Origin of the sequence: Lelliottia wanjuensis, from assembly GCF_030238365.1 — a bacterium.
GTDB lineage: Bacteria > Pseudomonadota > Gammaproteobacteria > Enterobacterales > Enterobacteriaceae > Enterobacter > Enterobacter wanjuensis.
Map to the genome: position 1 here is coordinate 180,911 of NZ_JASSOT010000063.1, position 17,954 is coordinate 198,864.

A 17,954-nucleotide genomic window follows, 5' to 3' on the forward strand; every position below is an offset into this window, starting at 1 on the left:
TCGCCTCCGGATCGTTACGCTGCGCGCCGTTCGTGCGCGATGTGGACCGTCACGCCAGCCAGCTGCGCCAGCGCGTCGATCGCTTCAAGTGTTTCCTGCTGGATTACGGCCAGCGACTTGCCCATCAGCTTCGCGCTGGTGGCTTCGATGCACTCCCGGTTGGCGATGGCCACATCAATCTGAACCTTGTTCTGCTGCGCCAGTTCAGCCGCATGCGCTGCCTGAATAGCTGGTGCCAGTTCGCGAATCTTGAGGCGCTGGTGCGGCGTTCTGCCCTCCAGCCAGCGATGGAAAATGTTCTGCTGGTTGTTCCAGATGTTGCCGACCACCAGCGGCAAGTTACCGCCACCGAGTTTGTGATACTCCTCGGTGATCATGGTCGCCGCTGCCGCCTGCCCCACCATTGCAGCCAGGGACAATGCCAGCGTCTCAATCTGCTCGTGTTTGATTTCCATTAATCACTGTCCTTTTGAGCTGATGCGGTACTGTGCTTGCCAGTTGATGGTGGGAATACAGAATCGAGCGTGCAGCTGGCACCAGCGCGATTGAGCGCTTCGACGATTCGGCGGCAGTCGACCAATCCGGGCTTGCGGACACCGACTTCATAATTCGAAAGGCGGGATTGACGCCAACCAAGATCTGCAGCGAGCGTTTCCTGGGTTAGCTTCAACGCGGTTCGTTCTTTGGAGATGTTGTTCATGGTTACCTCAAAGTCATTTACCACAACCATTAAACACGCGTTGTGTTGATTATGCAACACGATTTGCAGTGTTTATTTCAACACGCAGCGTGATAAAACAACTTAATGAACATGAATGAGCAGATTGCTGGTCGCCTGAAGGCCGCCAGAGAGAAAAAAGGCATATCCCAAAAGGTTCTCGCAGATCGCTGCGGGTGGGCTCAGTCTCGCATTGGAAACTACGAGTCAGGCGCTAGGACGATTGGCCTTGATGATGCCGTAGCGATGGCTAAAGAGTTGGGTATTCCACCTGTGGAGTTGGTTTTTGGTGGTGAGGCTCAAGGTCTGCGAAGGCTTAGTGAGAAACAGGCTCAATTGCTGGACTTGTTTGATCAGATGGAGGAGCGAGATCAAGACAATATGATAAGGGCGTTCTCCAAGCACTTGAAAGATACTGACGCATGGATAGAAAAATACATCCAACGTAGAGATAAGAGTAAAGACGTTTAATCAGCCCCATCCCCACCAACCATCCCGCTTCGGCGGGATTTTTTTGCACTTTTTTCAACCCAGCAAAAAAAACCTCACAAACAAAACACATGATGTGTTGACATAAAATCACGCAAGGTGTTTACTACATCACATCAGCAACACGCATCGGGTTTAAAAACCAACCCAATGCAGGGCGCTAAAGGTCTGTGAAATGTTCCGCTAGCCTGGCGATAAGGGCATAACCAAAGGGGTTGGAAGAATGAGAGTTCCGGAAATTGTTGGTCGCCTGCCAGATGGCAGGCCGATTGTTCAGGTTGGGGATTTTTGGAAGGGTATTCTTGCGCTGGAGATCGACTTATCCCTTGAGGTTAAGCAAGTGATGAAAAGTGAACAACTGCAACTTGTTCGGCGTTTTCATCCTTCAGCTTGCCGGTTCGCTCCATTACTCGATTCTGGAATAAGGCCCTCTCGTGATTGGTTACCCTGTTTCTTAGGCGCTCATCCAGTTCGAATGTGACGGAATAATGCCCCTCAAGTGGGCACTTGAAAATTAAAATCTGATCCATGTTTTTGGTTGTGAATGGCGTGCATTCCACGCGGGTGCCGCAAATAGGGCAGTCCTGAAAAGTCATAAAATATCCTTGCTGTTTGTGTGAGAACTGCAGCATACCACCGAGCCTGAAGTGGAAAAAAGACAGGCGCATTTAAAGCTAAAGCGGGTTTAATGGAGAGGAAAAATGTCAGTACAAATCATTGCCAACGACGATTCAGAAGTGAGCGCCATTGTCGCGGCGCTGGAAGCGTCGGGCTTCAAAACCTCAATTTCGATTACTGGTCGAATCCATGCGGAGTGCCCTCATTCTCCGGTTGTTGGAATGAACTGCCGTGATTGCCGTATTGCTCAGCTCCAGCAGCGTTATTCAGAGCAGGAAGCGGATCTGCAGGCTACCGGGGACGAACTGCGCAGGGTGATCGCTCATGAATGATATGCAGAGCGTTCGCAATCGCCTCAACGCGGTTCTGGTAAAGCAGGTTAACGCAGAATTTCTTGAAGATCAGGAAATGCTGAATCAGGTAAGAAACGAAAAAGCCAAAATTATTGCTGAGGTGGCATTTAATGATCCCATTATTCGCGCTCGTGTTAACTATCTGTTCAAGCAACAGCACTGATTGCACTGATGTTGTAAAAGAGGTTTACGACACCCGAGCTCAATGCGAACAGGTTATTTATGAGGAGCGTTATTTCAACGCTAATTGCTATCCGGTTGAAAAAATAATTCACGCAGGTGAATTAAGCACTGTCAGTAATTAATTTTTAAACCTGAATTTATTAATGCCCTAACCGGCAGGGATCATTTCATCCAAAGCCGTTGCTATAAGCCCTTCCCGCCCCACTTCGGGCGGGCTTTTTACCAGGATAAATATGGAAAGCAACTTTTGTGCGCACTGCTCAAAGCACAGGGACGCTGACGACCTGAACGCACGGCAGGTCAAACGTTATCGCAGATTTGAAACGCTTTATTTCTGTAAGGATTCGGATTGCTATCTGAAGTATGTCAGAGCGCATCAAACCCTTTCCCAAATAAAGCAGGTTCAAAGCAACATTCGCAATTATTCACGGAAATCATACTGAGGTTATTATGTCTGTAGAATTAAAAGTATTCCCCGGCGCTTACCTCCCAAAAGATAAAGCGCTTAAAGAATTCCCTGATTTAAAACCACTTGCCATGGCGGTAAGGGCGATAAACAAAGGCGTGGCCGAAGTGATTCTTACTGGTGAGTTTGCCAAGTTTCTCCCTGAGCACATGAATAATTATTTTAAGGTGAAAATCTGGGAGCACCGCGAGGAATTGCCCTGCCCTGGCTTTGATGCCTTGTCGCCTGTTTTTTTTGAAACAGTTGCTGTGTGGAATGCTAAAACCGGTGAGCCCATGCCGCTTACGGTGGAACCGGGAGACAATGGAAGCGATCAGGATGATGGCGCACCCACAATGAAGCTTGTAAGCCTCCTCGATCTGCGCTCCCGTACCGCCTGCCTAGTGCGCTTCGGCGTGGTCGAAGAAATCACCTCCGCGCAGCACGATAAGATTATTGATCTCATAGAGAATGATAACGGCAGTATTCAGTATCAAACCGCACTGGCGTTTAACGAAGAGCTCCGCGTATTAGACCTCACCGCTGAGCAACTGGAGGATCTGCAGGCGTGGATACGTCAGACATTTGATACGGGGGCTCAATCGCCTGAAATTCAAGTAGGGGTGACCGGTTGGATTAATGATCTCGAATCCGCCACCGGTAGCAATAATGAAGATGCAGGACCGGACGAACAAACCCGCCTGCGCTACAACATTGCTCGCGGGCGCATAGCTCGCTCAATGGATTTCGATATCAACAGCACACCGATCGGAATAGAACAGCGCGCTAACAGTATGCTGTGCAATAAAAACGACACCGAAATATCGAGCTGGTTCCTGCCGCTTTCTCGCACGCCCGGCGTTTACGATCTCCATCCCGCTGCGATTATTTCCATGGTTAAAACGTGTGATGACCATCTTCACATCTACCCGGGAGAGCTTCGTAAGTATATCGACGCCTTCATAGCATCTAATGACTGTATTAATCCGGATCCGCTGCTCGTAGACATTGCCTGCGGTCGCTCCTCTCTACCCGTACCCCATCAGGAAACCACCGATGAAGAAACGCGACCGCTTCCGCCAGGCGAAGCTGATGCACCGGCAAACAAGCCACTTAGCGATAAAGAATTCAATGCGGATATTGATCGCGCAATACGGGAGCAAGCGGCAACAGACGAACAAACCAGTAAGCAGCTGGCAGCCGAACGCGGTGAATTCGTTCCCGGCATCAGCGACCCGAGCGATCCTAAATGGGTTGATGGCAGCGAGCAGCCAAAAATTGAGAACCTCGGCGGCGGTGTATTCTCTGTCGATGCGCTGATGGGCCAGCAGCCCTCAAATGAAGTCGAAAAACAGGAAGTGCCACCAGCGCTTAGCGAGCGTGAATTCGAGATCGTTACCGAACTTAACGAGTTGCTGTCGGCGCGCACAAACGTTATTGGACAGGATGACATCGACGGACTTGTCTCCAACTCCGGCCATAGCATTTCACAACTGATCCCCCTTCTCCTAGTTGATATTGCCACTACGGAGTTTTGTCTGTCGCCAGACCTCAGCGCCGACGAAATTCACAGCGCAGCTACAACCATTCTCGAATCATGGTCAGATAGCGCTGACGTTCGCCAGAAAGTTGCGCTCGATGACGTTGTGGAATACCGCAAGCCAGCGCCACCAAAAAGCAGCGCGCCGGTGACCACCATCCGGACCAGTAATGACGCGGAACCAGAGCAATTATCAGCGCCAGCGCCGACCACCCTCACCTATCAGCAGCAACTAACGATCGCAGCCCTGCAGGGGTTATGCGCTAACCCCGCATACTGCACAACCAGCGATGAAATACCGGAGATGGCTTGCCTGATGGCCCAGGCGATCATCACCGAGGAGGCTGCGCAATGAGCACACCAACGAAAGAGCGCCTTGAGCAGCTGGCGAACAAAAACACTATCTGCGTCGTGTCGTGGGAGGAACGCATCGAAATGGCGAGCGCGCTGCTGGCTGGTCTGAACCAGGAGCCAGTGGCTGATGCGGTGGAGTGGAGTCACTGGCAGACTCCAAGAAAGCACGATGTCAGATGGCGCGTGGGTAACGACGATTATGTTGGCCCCCTCTATGCCGCCCCGCAACCGTTGACCGCTGGCGAGCGCGGGCAGGTGCCGTCCCCGGAATTGCTTTGCCAGTTCGTCATGCTCAATTACGCGAATTACGAAGGCGCATGGCTTTGCGGTAAATCCTCAGGGATTTTGGGCTACCTGCTGCGCATGGCCGGTCACGAATGCGAAAAAGTATCCTGCACCATCGGCGGCGCCGGGCATCTTTATGTTCGCTGCGGTGGGTTGAACCTCGATCCTTCAATCAAACAATTCGGTGACTATCCGGAAATTTCCCGCGGTGCACATCCGTGCGCTGCGCTGGGGTATGTCGAGGAGGCTGCGCTATGAGCAAATCAATCACCCTGCAAATTAAACAGAGTCGCCCCGACGCGGAAGAAACCGCGTATTTCTGGAAGCTGTTTCACGCCGCGCAGCGCGTAGAAAATCGCTGGTATAGCGATCTGAATGAAATTTCAGACGAATTGTCAGCAACCGATTTAAGCCGTGAGCAAAAGCTCTTCCTGTTGCGCGCCTGGCAAGTTCTGGTAGACGACAAAGGCGGCTTTGGCCGCTTCATGGGCGCGTTCGATACCTACGTTTTCAACATGCAGGATCCGAACGACGACTGCTGCGCGTGGAAACCTGAACTGAAGCAGCTGATCGAAGACGGTAATCTGTTCAGCGTCATGCTTGAGGCGTACCAGGATGCCCAGCAGCACGCAAAAGAGCAAGGCAGGCACGCATGTGCACTGTTTGATGAAGTTCAAATGCTGCAGGAAAGAGTGCATTTACTGGAGCGAAAAATCATCCTGGCGGGCGCGTAATGGAAAAACGACTGAGCATGCTACTGGTTATTCAAACCCTGCAGATGCGTGGCCGGGCATACGCGAGAGATATCGCCTGGCGCACGGGAATGAAAAACGAAGAAGCGATCGCCGCGCTGCTGGAGCTGGAAAAGCGCGGGAAGGTTGAACAGGTCAACGGCTACTGGTGGCTTCATGTTGTGATAGATGCGGCAGGCACCGGGCGCGGAGTAAAGGTGAAATGAGCACATCTGAAATTTTAGACGCGGTTCTGCTGATAGTCGCAGTGGTTGCCATTCTGATTTTTGTCGCTTGGCTAATTGTGACTACTGATTTTTGATAATCAACCTGCGCCAGCCGTTGCGCGTATCGTAACGGCTGGCTATCGAGGTGAAATTGAAACTTGTATCACTCGAGCGCTGGGCGGAGATGCGTTACGAAGATCCGCCGCCGATTGGAACACTCAGAAAATGGGCGCGCAACGGGAACATTTACCCGCCACCGGAAAAAGAAGGCACAAAGTACCAGGTGCGACCGGACGCGATCTACATCCGCCCCAACAAATACTGCAAAACCGTAAATACTAACCAGAGCAGGCACCCACTAAAGGGGCGATTAATAGAGAGGATTATCGATGGGGAGGCCGGACAAGTATGATGCAAATCTGCCAAAAAATCTGACCTACCGGAAGGCGCGCAAGTCCTACGCCTGGCGCAACCCTGTCGACGGAAAAGAAATATCACTGGGTAAAATATCCCGCAGGGATGCGGTTGCCCAGGCCATCGAAGCAAACCACTACATTGAAAAAAACTTCACCCCTATCGCACTGCTTGAGCAGTTGAAGGGCACCAACGAATACACCATGGCTAACTGGCTCGATCGTTATGAGGTCATCCTGCAGCGCCGCAAGCTGGCGGCCAATACCTACAAAGTGCGCGCCGGGCAGCTGGCGACGATCGGCGAACACTTCGGCGCGCTGGTGCTGTCCAGCATCACCACCCGCGATGTAGCCGAGTTCCTGGAGCGCTGGACGGCGTGCGGCAAAACGACAATGGCGGGCACCATGCGATCGGTGCTGTCTGATGTTTTCCGCGAGGCGGTCGTTGAGGGGCGCGTTGATGCAAACCCGGTGACGCCGACCCGCGCGCCGAAAATCGAAGTGCTGCGCGAACGCCTGGAGTACGAATCATTCATGGCGGTGCGCGCCGGTGCCGAACGCATGCCATCATGGTTTGGCCTGGCAATGGATCTGGCACTCGTCACCGGCCAGCGCCGCGAGGACGTCGCCCGGATGCGCTTCACCGATATCAAAGATGACCGGCTGTACATCGAGCAGCAAAAGACCGGCGCCTGCCTGGCTATCCCCCTCTCGCTGACATTAAAAGCATCCGGCCTGCGCCTGTCGACGGTGATCGACCGCTGCCGCCTGGTTAGCCGGTGTGATTTTTTGATAAGCCCGGGGATCCGCAAAAACAGCGAGGACGGCAGCATAAATCTGGATAGTCTGACAAAGGGTTTTGTGAAGGCGAGAAATTTTTCAGGGCTGGAATTTACCGACAACCCGCCATCGTTTCATGAAATCCGAAGCCTGGCCGGGAGGATGTATGAGGTGGAGTTTGGAAAGGAATTTGCGCAGAAGCTGTTCGGGCACAAGTCAGAAAAAATGACCGCCAAGTACCTGGACAGCAGAAAAAAAGAGTTCGTGATGATTTAATTTTTTGCGTGTAAATGAATTGTGAATGTTAAAAATGGTGTGGTATAACGGGAAATACCGAATATTGAAGTTCGGACAATTTTAGGACATTTTCGGACGAAGTGCCGTAAGTGACTGAAATTAAAGCTAGATAAAAAGAGACCGAATACGATTCCTGTATTCGGTCCAGGGAAATGGCTCTTGGGAGAGAGCCGTGCGCTAAAAGTTGGCATTAATGCAGGCTCAAGTCGCCTGACACTTTAAGAATAGATGACGACGCCAGGTTTTCCAGTCCGCAGCAAAAGTGGTCAGAAAATTTCGCGATTGAGCATCCCAATACAAAAAAACCGCACTGCTTCCTGTCAGAAGCCTGCGGTTTTTTTATTGGAAACCTGAAATTAGCAGAGCTTGTCGGCGCGCTCGATAAACGGAGCGAGGCTCATCTTCTGGCTCGGGTTTGCCGGGTCGTCAATCTGGATAATGCCGATCGGCTGGCCGTTGCTTTTGCCGCTGGCAACCTGCTGTTCGGCAACATCGTTGAGCGGATATTGCACCAGCGTGCTTGGGTTTATGGCATACAGCGCATGGCCCGGACGGCAGGTCAGCATCACTTCTTCGCGGTTAAAGGCCCATTTGTCTTTACCCACTTCGAAACGACTCACGGTGATCACCTGTGGTGCCGCAAACGCGGAACCGGCGCACGCCAGCAAGACGAGAGAAAGAACTGTTTTTTTCATACGTTTTAAACCTTGTCAGAAAGGCTCCCAGGTCGCGAACAGACTGACGATTGCCAGGACCAGCGCCCCCAGAACCACCTCAGCCTGTGTCATCCAGATAAAGAATTGTTGTTCGCGCCCCGATTCAGGACGAAATCGTGGAACCAGAAGATACCGATTCAGCAGCGCAATGACCACCATCATCGCCACCAGCGCACATTTCAACAACAGCAACTGCCCATATTCCGTGCGCCACGGCCAGTTCAGGCCGAGGATCAGCAGCATATTGACCACACCGGTCAGGATCACGCCCGCCACCGCATAGTGCCCGATACGCGAAAAACGCATCATGGTATAGATAGCCGGAACGCGCCAGCGCCCTTTTGCCAGCCGCATGCAAAACACCAGCGGGAGCAACGCGCCGACCCAGGTCGCTGCGCTGAGCAAATGAACCGCGTGATTAACCCGCTGCAGAACGCCCGGAACGCCGTCGCGCATCGCCGCATGACCGACACCCGCGAGTAAAATAAACTGGCCGATGGCGAGCAACAGCAACAGGCGCGCGCTTTTCGCGGGTGCGATCCAGGCCGCACAGGCGGTGAGGAGCGCCAGGACGATTTGCCACAGCCACACGCCGCCAAACCGCGTGCTGGCGACCGCCTGCCAGATCTCCGGCTGAACCACGTCACGCCAGCCGTCACCCATCTGCCCGCCCTGCACCGCCAGCATCAGCAGCGCCGTCAGCAGACTGACCAGCGCCGCGATTTTTTGCTGCCGCTGAAAACGGCGGGTCATCAGCCGTTGCAGGGAGAACGGTGCCAGCCACGCGCTGTAAAACGCATTGCCAAAAATCAGCATCAGCGCCGCAAAATGGACGAAGCGCAGGGCGACGTAACTGAACGCCAGCATCTTATTTCACGCTAAAGTGATAGCTGCCTTTGGTTTTGTGACCGTCGACGGAGACCACATGCCAGTCAACGGCATATGTCCCCGGCGTCAGGGGTTGTTCGAGAGGAACGATGAGCTGGGTGTTGTCATTCTCCGCGCGTTTCACCGCACCGATTTTAACGATCTGCTGCTTATCACCGGTGACGGATACGCCGCTGAATTTCGGTTCGATACCTTCCGAGAAATTGAGCGTCAGCGCCTGCGGCGCAGCACTGACGGCGGCGTCGGCAGCCGGGTACTGATGTTTAAGATGGGCATGAGCCAGCACAGCCGGAGCCGTCGCCATAGAAAGCAGAAAGGTCAGTGCGCAGGCCGCGCGGGATGGGGTGAATACCATATCAATCATTCCTTTTTGTTATGTCTATATGACAGAGGATAACTCTGTATAATATCTGAGTCGAGGATGATCCTGCGCAGGCTTGTCAACGCAGGACAACCGCGGTAAGGTCAGCGCCGCATAATCAGGAGAAGGCAATGAAGATTAATCTGGCGACCATCCCTCAGGATGAAATGGTCAAAGTGAATGTTGATCTCGCGGCCGCAGGCGTGGCGTTCAAAGAGCGCTATAACATGCCGGTGATCGCCGAAGTCGTTGAGCGCGAACAGCCCCCTCATCTGCGCGATTGGTTTCGCGAGCGTTTAATTGCGCATCGCCTGAAGTCCGTCACGCTGTCGCGTCTTCCGTACGAACCTAAAGTTAAGTAAACGCGGCATTTCGTTACACTTCCTTACAGGGTTTGTGGCAGGATAAGAAAACCCTGAAGTATTCATGGGAATTATCGAATCCCTGAGACGAGTGTATAAGGAAGTCACGATGTCCCAATGGAATATTGCCGCCGCGCAGTATGCTCCCCGGCATAACTGCATCGATGCTCACGTTCAGCATCACCTTCGTTTTATCGATGCTGCTGCCCGACAGCAGTGCAATCTGCTCGTTTTCCCTGAACTTTCGCTGACCGGTCCTGCCGTCGATGGCGTGACGTTGCCTGAGCCGCCTGACGAACAGACACTGGCTCCGATTGTTGACGCCGCCCACACCCTTTCCATCACGGTGATCGCCGGAATGCCCCTGGAGACGCACGGCGTGCGGCAGAAAGGGCTGGCCCTCTTTTCCCCGAATCACACTCAGGCCATGCGCTACCCGCAGGGCAGCGGCGCATGTCTGATACCCGGCAAACCCCAGCTCACTATCGTGGAGGGGCAAACGGAACTGCCGAGTCTCGATCCTCTCGCCGCGCTATTCACCTGCAGCAAGGCCGTCGGTGAGAGCAGCTGGCGCGACGCCATCAGTCGTCTGCAGCGTTTTTCCCATAAATACGCCATTGCGGTGCTGATGGCGAACTCGCTCGGCCACAGCGCCCTGTGGGATGCCAGCGGGCAATTGATTGTTCGCGCCGACAGCGGCGAGCTGTTATTAACCGGAACATGGGGTAAGCAGGGTTGGCAAGGTGATATCATTCCATTACGCTAACGTTTTTAAGGCCAGGAGTGAGCCATGCTGCGTGTAATCGATACCGAAACCTGTGATCTTCAGGGCGGGATTGTAGAGGTCGCGTCCGTTGACGTGATTGACGGACAGATCGTCAACCCCATGAGCCATTTGGTTCGCCCCGACCGTCCTATCAGCGCGCAGGCGATGGCCATTCACCGCATCACGGAATCGATGGTGGCGGATAAACCCTGGATCGAGGAAGTGATCCCGAACTATTTCGGTAGCCCGTGGTACGTGGCGCATAACGCCAGCTTTGACCGCCGCGTATTGCCGGAGATGCCCGGCGAGTGGATCTGCACCATGAAGCTGGCGCGCCGCGCCTGGCCGGGGATTAAATACAGCAATATGGCGTTGTATAAATCCCGCAAGCTCAGCGTGAAAACGCCGGAAGGGTTACATCATCACCGTGCGCTCTACGACTGCTACATCACGGCGGCGTTACTCATTGATATCATGAATAACACCGGCTGGACGCCGGACGAGATGGCGACCATCACCGGACGCCCCGCGCTGTTAACCACCTTTACCTTTGGTAAATATCGCGGCAAACCAGTCTCCGAAGTGGCCGAGCGCGATCCGGGCTATCTGCGCTGGCTGTACAACAACCTCGACCGCATGAGCCCGGAGCTGCGTCTCACACTCCGCCATTACCTCGACGACGCCTAATCCGCGGCAACATGGCCTGGCAGCGTCCCCTGCGCCAGGCCAATCAGAAAGGCATACTCCAGCGCCACCCCTTCGTAGGATTTAAAGCGTCCCGATTTCCCGCCGTGACCGGAGTCCATATCCGTGCACAGCAGCAGCAGGTTGTCGTCGGTTTTCAGCTCCCGCAGTTTCGCCACCCATTTTGCCGGTTCCCAGTACTGCACCTGCGAATCGTGCAGACCGGTGGTCACCAGCATGTGCGGATAAGCCTTCGCTTCGACGTTATCGTACGGGCTGTATTCTTTCATATAGCGATAGTAGGTCTCGTCCTGCGGATTGCCCCACTCTTCAAATTCACCGGTGGTTAACGGGATCGATTCGTCGAGCATAGTCGTGACCACATCAACGAACGGTACCTGGGCGACGATACCTTTAAACAGCTCAGGACGCAGGTTGATCACCGTCCCCATCAGCATACCGCCCGCGCTGCCACCCATGCCAAAGCACAGTTTCGGATCGCCGTAGCCCTGAGCAATCAGCTCGTCGCACACGTCCAGATAGTCGTTAAAGGTATTTTTCTTTTTCAGGAATTTACCTTCTTCGTACCAGTGCTGGCCCAGCTCTCCACCGCCGCGCACGTGGGCGATGGCGAAGACAAATCCCCGGTCGAGCAGGCTTAGTCGGCTGCTGCTGAAATCGGCGTCCATGCTGGCGCCGTAAGAGCCGTAGCCGTACACCAGCAGCGGGTTTTTACGCTTCTGGAAATGGTCTTTGTGATACACCAGCGACACCGGGACCTCCACGCCATCGCGCGCGGTGATCCACAGGTGTTCGCTGCGGTAATGGCTGGCGTCAAACCCGGCCACTTCGGCCTGCTTGAGCACTTTCCGCTGGCCGGAATTCATATCGAGTTCAAACAGCGTGTCGGGCGTGGTCATCGACGAATATCCGTAGCGCAGCCGGGAGGATTCGGGCTCAGGATTGTAGCCAATCCAGGTCACGTATGCCGGATCGTCAAAGGCAATCCCCACCACTTCGCGCGTTTTGCGGTTGATTTGCCGGATGCTGGTCAGCCCGCGCTGACGCTCTTCCACCACCAGCCAGTCGGTAAACAGGGTGAAGCCTTCGAGCATCACCTGTTCGCGCGGCGGGATCAGCACTTCCCATTTACGCTCGTCGCGCACTTTGGTTTTATACAGGCCAAAGTTTTTGCCGTCGCGGTTGGAGCGCAGATAGAAGGTGTGCTGGAAATGGTCGAGGCTATATTCGTGGTCTTTGCGGCGCGGGAGAAAACAGAGCGGTTGGGCGTCGGGCAGCTCTGCATCAAGCAGCAGCACTTCGGTGGTCGTCGCGCTGGCAAGCGAAATAATCACATAGTGGCGCGAGGTGGTTTTGTGCAGGCTGACGTAAAAGGTGTCGTCCTGTTCTTCGTACACCAGCTCATCGGTGCCGGAAGAGGTGCCGACCGTATGTCGCCAGACCTGATAAGGCAGCAGCGTTGAGGCGTGCTTTTTGACGTAATAGACGGTTTCAGAGTCGTTCGCCCAGACAAAATCCGATGAGACGTTATCGAGCATTTCCGGATACCAGTTCCCGGTGTCCAGATTGCGAAAGCGCAGGCCGTACTGGCGGCGTGACAGGTAATCTTCCGCCAGCGCCATGATGGTGTTATCCGGCGAAATACCCATCCCGCCGAGAGTATAGAACTCGCTGTGCGCCGCGCGCTGGTTGGCATCGAGCAGGGTTTCCCAGTCATCCCATTCGGCACAAAGCACAGACTGGCGCTGATAGATGGCGTATTCGCTGCCCGGCTCGTAGAGATGACGATAGCGGTAGCCGTTTTTGGTCCAGGGCGCAGAAATATCGCGCTGCGGAACCCGCGCGACCATCTCTTCCAGCAGACGATCCTGGAGCGCCTGCTGCGAGGACATCACCTTGCGGCCGTAATCATTTTCCTGATGAAGGTAATCAAGCACTTCCGGCTGCGAGCGTTCGTCGTCCCGCAGCCAGTAGTAATTATCGATGCGCGTGTCACCGTGAGTGGTGAGCGCTTTGGGAATGCGTCGGGCTTTTGGCAGCATGTCAGTTTTTCTTTTTGGTTTTACACCCTATAAGGGTGGCAAAACGCGCGCACGATGCAAGCGAAACGTGACAGCCGTCAGATAAAATTACCCCTGTAATGCCTGTTTTTGCTGCTTAATATCCTGTTCGATCCCTTCCCGAACATCCTGCGGAATTTTCAGCGCGTCGCCGAGGGCATTCAGATAGCTTCGCTCCATAAAGTGATCGATATCGATGGCCGCGGCACTCAGGAAGTAGAGTTCCAGCGCCTCCTCCTCGTTTTTCACACTCTGCGCCAGACGGAGTGGATCGAGCGGCTGTTCAATCGCCTGCGCCACCAGCGCTCGGCCCTGCTCTTCCACGCCCGCTTCCCGCATCTGCTGCTCGATGGCTGATCGCTCTTTGTCATCAATGTGGCCGTCACTTTTCGCGGCAAACACCAGCGCCAGGATCAGGCGTTCGGTACGCAGATCCATCGGTGAAATTTGCTCACCAAAGTGCGGTTCATCCTGATGAGCTGTCCGCACTTTCTCTTTGTATTTGTTCCAGAGCACCGTTCCGGCAATGGCCCCACCACCGGCCAGCAGCGCGCCGGTGCCGTATTTGGTCAGCAGTTTGCGCGAGGATTTATTGGCGACCAGCAGGCCCGCCAGTCCGCCGAGCGCACCGGGCACCAGCAGCTTGCTCAGCCCCTCGCCGCCTGATGACGACGCCTTCTGTCCTAACATGGATTGCAATTGATTCAACCAGCCTGACATGATTTTCCCCACTTAACGGTTCGCAATGGGTACAGCCTATGCGAGGTGATGTCAGGAAATGTCTGTCGGCGCTAAAGAAGCGCAAATTTCCCCCGCCCATCATCACGCTGTCCGTTGAGGGAAGACAGACGCAAACGTTTTCGTTTATACTGCGCGCAACTTTTTCAGGGGGATTTTATGACTCTTTTAGGAACTGCTCTGCGTCCGGCCGCGACGCGCGTCATGCTGTTGGGTTCTGGCGAACTGGGAAAAGAGGTGGCTATCGAGTGCCAGCGCCTGGGGATTGAAGTGATCGCCGTCGATCGCTATGCCGACGCCCCGGCGATGCACGTCGCCCACCGCTCACATGTGATCAATATGCTGGATGGGAACGCCCTTCGCGCTCTGATTGCCGAGGAAAAACCGGACTTTGTGGTACCGGAAATCGAAGCCATCGCCACCGATACGCTGATTGCCCTCGAGCAGGAAGGCCAGCGCGTGGTGCCCTGCGCCCGCGCCGCTAAACTGACCATGAACCGGGAAGGCATTCGTCGTCTGGCCGCCGAGGAGTTAGCGATTCCGACGTCGAGCTACCGCTTTGCCGATGGGAAAGATGAGTTTCTGCAGGCCGTCGAACAGATTGGCTACCCGTGCATCATTAAGCCGGTAATGAGCTCCTCCGGGAAAGGTCAGAGTTTTATCCGTGACGCCTCCGCGCTCGATAAGGCGTGGGATTACGCCCAGCAGGGTGGCCGCGCGGGCGCCGGTCGCGTCATCGTCGAAGGTGTGGTGAAGTTTGATTTTGAAATCACCCTGCTGACAGTCAGCGCCGTGGACGGCGTGCATTTCTGCGATCCGATTGGTCATCGTCAGGAGGATGGCGATTATCGTGAATCCTGGCAGCCGCAGCAGATGAGTGCCCTGGCGCTGGAACGCGCGCAGGAGATGGCCCGCAAAGTGGTGCTGGCGCTCGGCGGTTACGGCCTGTTTGGCGTTGAACTGTTCGTCTGCGGCGATGAGGTGATTTTCAGCGAAGTCTCCCCGCGTCCGCACGACACCGGAATGGTGACGCTGATTTCCCAGGATCTCTCGGAGTTCGCCCTGCACGTGCGCGCGTTCCTCGGTCTGCCGGTTGGCGGCATCCGTCAGTACGGCCCGGCCGCGTCGGCGGTGATCCTGCCGCAGCTGACCAGCCAGAACGTCACCTTTGATAATGTTGAGGCCGCCGTCGGCGCGGGTCTGCAACTGCGTCTGTTTGGTAAACCGGAAATTGACGGCACCCGTCGTCTCGGCGTGGCGTTAGCCACCGGGGATAGCGTGGAAAGTGCGGTTGAGCGCGCGAAAAGTGCAGCGCAGGCCGTCAGTGTGAAGGGATAAAAAAACCGGGCAACAGATGTTTGCCCGGTTAGATTTTGTAGGGCGGGTAAGGCGAAGCCGCCACCCGCCACAGCAAAAAATTACTTCGCGCCTTCCACTGCTTCGCGCGCCAGCTTAGTGATGCGATCCCAGTCGCCCGCTTCCAGCGCATCCGCCGGAACCAGCCAGGAGCCACCGATACACAGGACGCTTTTCAGCGCCAGGTAGTCGCGGTAGTTCGCCGGAGAGATACCGCCCGTCGGGCAGAAACGCACCTGAGAGAACGGGCCCGCAATCGCCTGCAGCGCTTTGGTGCCGCCATTGGCTTCAGCCGGGAAGAATTTGAACTCTTTCAGGCCGTAATCCATACCCAGCATCAGTTCAGACACGGTGCTGATACCTGGGATTAACGGAATCGTGCCTTCGGTTGCGGCTTTCAGCAGCGGCTCGGTCAGGCCCGGGCTGATGGCGAACTGTGCGCCCGCTTCGGTCACTTCAGCCAGCTGCTGAGGGTTGAGCACGGTACCGGCACCGATAATTGCGTCCGGCACTTCTTTGGCGATAGCGCGGATCGCATCCATCGCGCATGCGGTACGCAGCGTCACTTCCAGAACACGAACACCACCTGCAACCAGCGCTTTCGCCATCGGGACGGCGTGCTCCAGTTTGTTCACCACGATAACCGGCACTACCGGGCCAGTTGTCAGGATTGCTTCTGCACTTGTTTTCCAGTTTTTCATCAGTGTTTTTCTCTCGCCAGATCGTTAATTCTTGTCGTCTTAAAACGTAATACAGGTTGCGCCCTGTTCAGCACCGGAGAGCTTCTCGCGCAGTGCACTGAACATTTCGCGCCCTGTTCCCACACGCGACGCGCTCAGGTCAGGAATATGCGGCTTACGGGCGGCCAGTTCGGCTTCATCCACCAGCAGGGTCAGTTCGCCTGTCTGGCCATTCACGCGGATCATATCGCCATCGCGGACTTTCGCCAGTAACCCACCGTCGTAAGCTTCGGGAGTGACGTGGATTGCTGATGGCACTTTACCTGATGCGCCGGAGAGTCGTCCATCGGTGACCAACGCAATTTTGAAACAGCGGTCCAATAATACACCAAGTGGTGGCATAAGTTTATGTAATTCTGGCATGCCGTTCGCTTTTGGTCCCTGGTGACGAACCACTACCACACAGTCTTTGTCCAGCAGGCCAGCTTCGAAGGCAGGCAGCACGTCGTGCTGGCTTTCGAAAATCACCGCTGGCGCTTCCACGATCTGGTTTTCAACCGGCACGGCGGAGGTTTTCATCACCGCGCGACCGAGGTTGCCGCTCAGCACTTTGGTGCCGCCGTGATGGGAGAATGGCTTCGCGAAGGTGGCGATCACCTGCTCGTCGAGGGAATCCTGCGCGCCTTCGCGCCAGTCGAGCTCGCCGTCATTCAGCCACGGCTCCATGGTGTAGCGTTGCAGACCGAAACCGGCCACCGTGTTGACGTCTTCATGCAGCAGGCCGCCTTTCAGCAGCTCGCGGATCAGTACCGGTACGCCGCCCGCCGCCTGGAAGTGGTTGATATCTGCCGGACCGTTCGGGTAGAGACGCGCCATCAGCGGCACGATTTCAGACAGGTCAGAGAAATCATCCCAGTTAATCTGGATCCCCGCCGCACGCGCCATCGCGACCAGGTGCATGGTGTGGTTGGTGGAACCGCCGGTCGCCAGCAGGGCGACGATCCCGTTGACGATCACTTTTTCGTCAACCATTTTACCGAGCGGCATCCACTCGTTGCCGTTGCCGGTCAGACGCGTCACCTGACGCGCAGCCGCTTCGGTCAGGGCCTGACGCAGCGGCGCATCTGGCTGAACAAACGACGAACCAGGGAGCTGCATACCCATGAACTCCACCACCATCTGATTGGTGTTGGCAGTCCCGTAGAACGTACAGGTGCCTGGCGCGTGATATGAGGCGGCTTCCGCTTCCAGCAGCGCGCTGCGATCCACTTTGCCTTCCGCATACAGCTGGCGGATACGCACTTTTTCTTTATTCGGCAGACCGCTCGCCATCGGGCCAGACGGAACAAAAATCGCGGGCAGATGACCGAACGACAGGGCCGCCATTGCCAGGCCCGGGACAATTTTGTCGCACACGCCGAGGTACAGTGCGCCGTCGAACATATTGTGGGACAGGCCCACCGCCGCAGACATAGCGATAATTTCGCGGCTTAGCAGGGAGAGCTCCATCCCGTCCTGGCCTTGGGTTACGCCGTCGCACATGGCTGGCACGCCACCGGCCACCTGCCCGACCGCATTGGCGCTGTGCAGCGCTTTGCGAATAATTTCCGGGTAGTGTTCGTACGGCTGGTGTGCGGAGAGCATGTCGTTGTAGGAGGTGATGATCGCAATATTGTTACGCAGCATGCTTTTCAGCGAGGCTTTATCGTCCGGCTGGCAGGCGGCGAAACCGTGGGCCAGATTCCCGCAGGCGAGCTGTGAACGATGGACCGTGTCGGTTTTTGCCTGCTGGATGCGGGCGAGGTAGGCAGAACGTGTCTCTTTCGAGCGCTCAACAATGCGCTGTGTTACGCGTAACAATACAGGATTCATAGAAGCTCCTCTAATTT

24 protein-coding genes are annotated in these 17,954 nt (G+C 55.3%); 14 read left to right on the top strand and 10 right to left on the bottom strand.

Going from position 1 to position 17,954, the window contains the following annotated elements; all coding sequences use genetic code 11:
- Positions 1-14: 14 nt before the first annotated feature.
- Positions 15-455: a toxin YdaT family protein gene (locus tag QQF33_RS14750; protein WP_285158055.1), complete on the bottom strand. Its 441-nt coding sequence runs from the start codon at positions 453-455 to the stop codon at positions 15-17.
- Positions 455-700, bottom strand: a complete 246-nt coding sequence (locus tag QQF33_RS14755; protein WP_285158056.1) for a helix-turn-helix transcriptional regulator — start codon at positions 698-700, stop codon at positions 455-457. Before QQF33_RS14755 ends, QQF33_RS14750 begins: the two co-directional genes overlap by 1 nt.
- A 111-nt stretch (positions 701-811) precedes the next feature.
- On the opposite strand from QQF33_RS14755, the gene QQF33_RS14760 reads away from it, so the two are divergent.
- Positions 812-1,189: a helix-turn-helix domain-containing protein gene (locus QQF33_RS14760; RefSeq protein ID WP_285158057.1), complete on the top strand. Its 378-nt coding sequence runs from the start codon at positions 812-814 to the stop codon at positions 1,187-1,189.
- A gap of 350 nt (positions 1,190-1,539) precedes the next feature.
- On the opposite strand, the gene QQF33_RS14765 is transcribed toward QQF33_RS14760, so the two are convergent.
- Entirely contained in the window at positions 1,540-1,839 is a 300-nt protein-coding gene (locus tag QQF33_RS14765; RefSeq protein WP_285158058.1) for a hypothetical protein, read from the bottom strand.
- Positions 1,840-1,908: 69 nt separating this feature from the next.
- Here QQF33_RS14765 and QQF33_RS14770 point away from each other — a divergent pair, with 69 nt between their 5' ends.
- The 9 genes from QQF33_RS14770 to QQF33_RS14805 all read left to right on the top strand — a co-directional run bounded on the left by QQF33_RS14770 (position 1,909) and on the right by QQF33_RS14805 (position 7,412).
- Positions 1,909-2,157 (top strand): hypothetical protein, encoded by a 249-nt coding sequence (locus QQF33_RS14770; RefSeq protein WP_285158060.1) that lies wholly within the window; start codon positions 1,909-1,911, stop codon positions 2,155-2,157.
- Positions 2,150-2,341: a hypothetical protein gene (locus QQF33_RS14775; protein ID WP_285149491.1), complete on the top strand. Its 192-nt coding sequence runs from the start codon at positions 2,150-2,152 to the stop codon at positions 2,339-2,341. The genes QQF33_RS14770 and QQF33_RS14775 overlap by 8 nt, the downstream gene beginning before the upstream one ends.
- Positions 2,289-2,483 carry a DUF1482 family protein gene (locus QQF33_RS25785; RefSeq protein WP_350318475.1) on the top strand — a complete coding sequence of 65 codons (195 nt, stop codon included), beginning with the start codon at positions 2,289-2,291 and terminating at the stop codon, positions 2,481-2,483. The genes QQF33_RS14775 and QQF33_RS25785 overlap by 53 nt, the downstream gene beginning before the upstream one ends.
- A gap of 328 nt (positions 2,484-2,811) precedes the next feature.
- Positions 2,812-4,701: an exonuclease family protein gene (locus QQF33_RS14780; protein WP_285158061.1), complete on the top strand. Its 1,890-nt coding sequence runs from the start codon at positions 2,812-2,814 to the stop codon at positions 4,699-4,701.
- The gene (locus QQF33_RS14785) at positions 4,698-5,243 is read left to right on the top strand and encodes a hypothetical protein (protein WP_285158062.1); all 546 of its coding nucleotides are present in this window, start codon (positions 4,698-4,700) and stop codon (positions 5,241-5,243) included. The genes QQF33_RS14780 and QQF33_RS14785 overlap by 4 nt, the downstream gene beginning before the upstream one ends.
- Positions 5,240-5,719: a hypothetical protein gene (locus QQF33_RS14790; RefSeq protein WP_285158063.1), complete on the top strand. Its 480-nt coding sequence runs from the start codon at positions 5,240-5,242 to the stop codon at positions 5,717-5,719. The genes QQF33_RS14785 and QQF33_RS14790 overlap by 4 nt, the downstream gene beginning before the upstream one ends.
- Positions 5,719-5,943, top strand: coding sequence for a hypothetical protein (locus QQF33_RS14795; protein ID WP_285158064.1), 225 nt, complete (start codon positions 5,719-5,721; stop codon positions 5,941-5,943). The genes QQF33_RS14790 and QQF33_RS14795 overlap by 1 nt, the downstream gene beginning before the upstream one ends.
- 184 nt (positions 5,944-6,127) lie before the next feature.
- A complete protein-coding gene (locus QQF33_RS14800; RefSeq protein WP_285149577.1) occupies positions 6,128-6,355 on the top strand; it encodes an excisionase in 228 nt (75 codons plus the stop codon).
- The gene (locus QQF33_RS14805) at positions 6,333-7,412 is read left to right on the top strand and encodes a tyrosine-type recombinase/integrase (RefSeq protein WP_285158065.1); all 1,080 of its coding nucleotides are present in this window, start codon (positions 6,333-6,335) and stop codon (positions 7,410-7,412) included. Before QQF33_RS14800 ends, QQF33_RS14805 begins: the two co-directional genes overlap by 23 nt.
- 377 nt (positions 7,413-7,789) lie before the next feature.
- Here the strand turns inward: QQF33_RS14805 and QQF33_RS14810 are convergent, their stop codons facing one another.
- Genes QQF33_RS14810 through yobA form a run of 3 tightly spaced genes read right to left on the bottom strand, consistent with a single transcriptional unit; the run spans position 7,790 to position 9,392 of the window.
- The gene (locus QQF33_RS14810; RefSeq protein WP_282494640.1) at positions 7,790-8,128 is read right to left on the bottom strand and encodes a YebY family protein; all 339 of its coding nucleotides are present in this window, start codon (positions 8,126-8,128) and stop codon (positions 7,790-7,792) included.
- A 15-nt stretch (positions 8,129-8,143) separates the two neighbouring features.
- Positions 8,144-9,016: a copper homeostasis membrane protein CopD gene (gene copD, locus QQF33_RS14815; RefSeq protein WP_285158066.1), complete on the bottom strand. Its 873-nt coding sequence runs from the start codon at positions 9,014-9,016 to the stop codon at positions 8,144-8,146.
- 1 nt (position 9,017) lies between these two features.
- Positions 9,018-9,392, bottom strand: coding sequence for a CopC domain-containing protein YobA (gene yobA / locus QQF33_RS14820; protein WP_285158067.1), 375 nt, complete (start codon positions 9,390-9,392; stop codon positions 9,018-9,020).
- Between the two features lie 137 nt (positions 9,393-9,529).
- Between yobA and QQF33_RS14825 the strand changes: the two genes are divergently transcribed.
- From QQF33_RS14825 to exoX, 3 genes are all read left to right on the top strand, one after another.
- On the top strand, positions 9,530-9,760 hold the full coding sequence (locus QQF33_RS14825) for a DNA polymerase III subunit theta (protein ID WP_285158068.1): 231 nt from the start codon (positions 9,530-9,532) through the stop codon (positions 9,758-9,760).
- A gap of 109 nt (positions 9,761-9,869) precedes the next feature.
- Entirely contained in the window at positions 9,870-10,526 is a 657-nt protein-coding gene (locus tag QQF33_RS14830) for a carbon-nitrogen hydrolase family protein (protein ID WP_285158069.1), read from the top strand.
- Positions 10,527-10,550: 24 nt separating this feature from the next.
- Complete coding sequence (gene exoX / locus QQF33_RS14835; protein WP_285149483.1) at positions 10,551-11,213, top strand: exodeoxyribonuclease X; 663 nt, start codon at positions 10,551-10,553, stop codon at positions 11,211-11,213.
- Here the strand turns inward: exoX and ptrB are convergent.
- Together ptrB and QQF33_RS14845 are read right to left on the bottom strand one after the other, a co-directional pair.
- The gene (ptrB, locus tag QQF33_RS14840) at positions 11,210-13,273 is read right to left on the bottom strand and encodes an oligopeptidase B (protein WP_285158070.1); all 2,064 of its coding nucleotides are present in this window, start codon (positions 13,271-13,273) and stop codon (positions 11,210-11,212) included. The genes exoX and ptrB overlap by 4 nt on opposite strands.
- Before the next feature lie 87 nt (positions 13,274-13,360).
- Positions 13,361-14,011 (bottom strand): tellurite resistance TerB family protein, encoded by a 651-nt coding sequence (locus QQF33_RS14845; protein WP_285149481.1) that lies wholly within the window; start codon positions 14,009-14,011, stop codon positions 13,361-13,363.
- Positions 14,012-14,188: 177 nt separating this feature from the next.
- Between QQF33_RS14845 and purT the strand changes: the two genes are divergently transcribed.
- Complete coding sequence (gene purT / locus QQF33_RS14850; protein WP_285149480.1) at positions 14,189-15,367, top strand: formate-dependent phosphoribosylglycinamide formyltransferase; 1,179 nt, start codon at positions 14,189-14,191, stop codon at positions 15,365-15,367.
- Positions 15,368-15,447: 80 nt separating this feature from the next.
- Here the strand turns inward: purT and kdgA are convergent, their stop codons facing one another.
- Both kdgA and edd read right to left on the bottom strand, forming a co-directional pair.
- Positions 15,448-16,086 (bottom strand): bifunctional 4-hydroxy-2-oxoglutarate aldolase/2-dehydro-3-deoxy-phosphogluconate aldolase, encoded by a 639-nt coding sequence (gene kdgA / locus QQF33_RS14855; protein WP_095282378.1) that lies wholly within the window; start codon positions 16,084-16,086, stop codon positions 15,448-15,450.
- 39 nt (positions 16,087-16,125) lie between these two features.
- A complete protein-coding gene (gene edd, locus QQF33_RS14860; protein ID WP_285149479.1) occupies positions 16,126-17,937 on the bottom strand; it encodes a phosphogluconate dehydratase in 1,812 nt (603 codons plus the stop codon).
- Between the last annotated feature and the right edge of the window lie 17 nt (positions 17,938-17,954).

What these genes read in the sequence shown, in the direction of transcription:
- exoX (WP_285149483.1), top strand. Translation starts at nt 10,551, where the DNA reads ATGCTGCGTGTAATCGATACCGAAACCTGTGATCTTCAGGGCGGGATT.
- QQF33_RS25785 (WP_350318475.1), top strand. Translation starts at nt 2,289, where the DNA reads ATGATCCCATTATTCGCGCTCGTGTTAACTATCTGTTCAAGCAACAGC.
- edd (WP_285149479.1), bottom strand. Translation starts at nt 17,937, where the DNA reads ATGAATCCTGTATTGTTACGCGTAACACAGCGCATTGTTGAGCGCTCG.
- copD (WP_285158066.1), bottom strand. Translation starts at nt 9,016, where the DNA reads ATGCTGGCGTTCAGTTACGTCGCCCTGCGCTTCGTCCATTTTGCGGCG.
- QQF33_RS14845 (WP_285149481.1), bottom strand. Translation starts at nt 14,011, where the DNA reads ATGTCAGGCTGGTTGAATCAATTGCAATCCATGTTAGGACAGAAGGCG.
- QQF33_RS14805 (WP_285158065.1), top strand. Translation starts at nt 6,333, where the DNA reads ATGGGGAGGCCGGACAAGTATGATGCAAATCTGCCAAAAAATCTGACC.
- QQF33_RS14750 (WP_285158055.1), bottom strand. Translation starts at nt 455, where the DNA reads ATGGAAATCAAACACGAGCAGATTGAGACGCTGGCATTGTCCCTGGCT.
- ptrB (WP_285158070.1), bottom strand. Translation starts at nt 13,273, where the DNA reads ATGCTGCCAAAAGCCCGACGCATTCCCAAAGCGCTCACCACTCACGGT.
- kdgA (WP_095282378.1), bottom strand. Translation starts at nt 16,086, where the DNA reads ATGAAAAACTGGAAAACAAGTGCAGAAGCAATCCTGACAACTGGCCCG.
- QQF33_RS14785 (WP_285158062.1), top strand. Translation starts at nt 4,698, where the DNA reads ATGAGCACACCAACGAAAGAGCGCCTTGAGCAGCTGGCGAACAAAAAC.
- QQF33_RS14790 (WP_285158063.1), top strand. Translation starts at nt 5,240, where the DNA reads ATGAGCAAATCAATCACCCTGCAAATTAAACAGAGTCGCCCCGACGCG.
- yobA (WP_285158067.1), bottom strand. Translation starts at nt 9,392, where the DNA reads ATGGTATTCACCCCATCCCGCGCGGCCTGCGCACTGACCTTTCTGCTT.
- QQF33_RS14830 (WP_285158069.1), top strand. Translation starts at nt 9,870, where the DNA reads ATGTCCCAATGGAATATTGCCGCCGCGCAGTATGCTCCCCGGCATAAC.
- QQF33_RS14770 (WP_285158060.1), top strand. Translation starts at nt 1,909, where the DNA reads ATGTCAGTACAAATCATTGCCAACGACGATTCAGAAGTGAGCGCCATT.
- QQF33_RS14775 (WP_285149491.1), top strand. Translation starts at nt 2,150, where the DNA reads ATGAATGATATGCAGAGCGTTCGCAATCGCCTCAACGCGGTTCTGGTA.
- QQF33_RS14795 (WP_285158064.1), top strand. Translation starts at nt 5,719, where the DNA reads ATGGAAAAACGACTGAGCATGCTACTGGTTATTCAAACCCTGCAGATG.
- QQF33_RS14765 (WP_285158058.1), bottom strand. Translation starts at nt 1,839, where the DNA reads ATGCTGCAGTTCTCACACAAACAGCAAGGATATTTTATGACTTTTCAG.
- QQF33_RS14825 (WP_285158068.1), top strand. Translation starts at nt 9,530, where the DNA reads ATGAAGATTAATCTGGCGACCATCCCTCAGGATGAAATGGTCAAAGTG.
- QQF33_RS14755 (WP_285158056.1), bottom strand. Translation starts at nt 700, where the DNA reads ATGAACAACATCTCCAAAGAACGAACCGCGTTGAAGCTAACCCAGGAA.
- QQF33_RS14810 (WP_282494640.1), bottom strand. Translation starts at nt 8,128, where the DNA reads ATGAAAAAAACAGTTCTTTCTCTCGTCTTGCTGGCGTGCGCCGGTTCC.
- QQF33_RS14780 (WP_285158061.1), top strand. Translation starts at nt 2,812, where the DNA reads ATGTCTGTAGAATTAAAAGTATTCCCCGGCGCTTACCTCCCAAAAGAT.
- QQF33_RS14800 (WP_285149577.1), top strand. Translation starts at nt 6,128, where the DNA reads ATGCGTTACGAAGATCCGCCGCCGATTGGAACACTCAGAAAATGGGCG.
- purT (WP_285149480.1), top strand. Translation starts at nt 14,189, where the DNA reads ATGACTCTTTTAGGAACTGCTCTGCGTCCGGCCGCGACGCGCGTCATG.
- QQF33_RS14760 (WP_285158057.1), top strand. Translation starts at nt 812, where the DNA reads ATGAATGAGCAGATTGCTGGTCGCCTGAAGGCCGCCAGAGAGAAAAAA.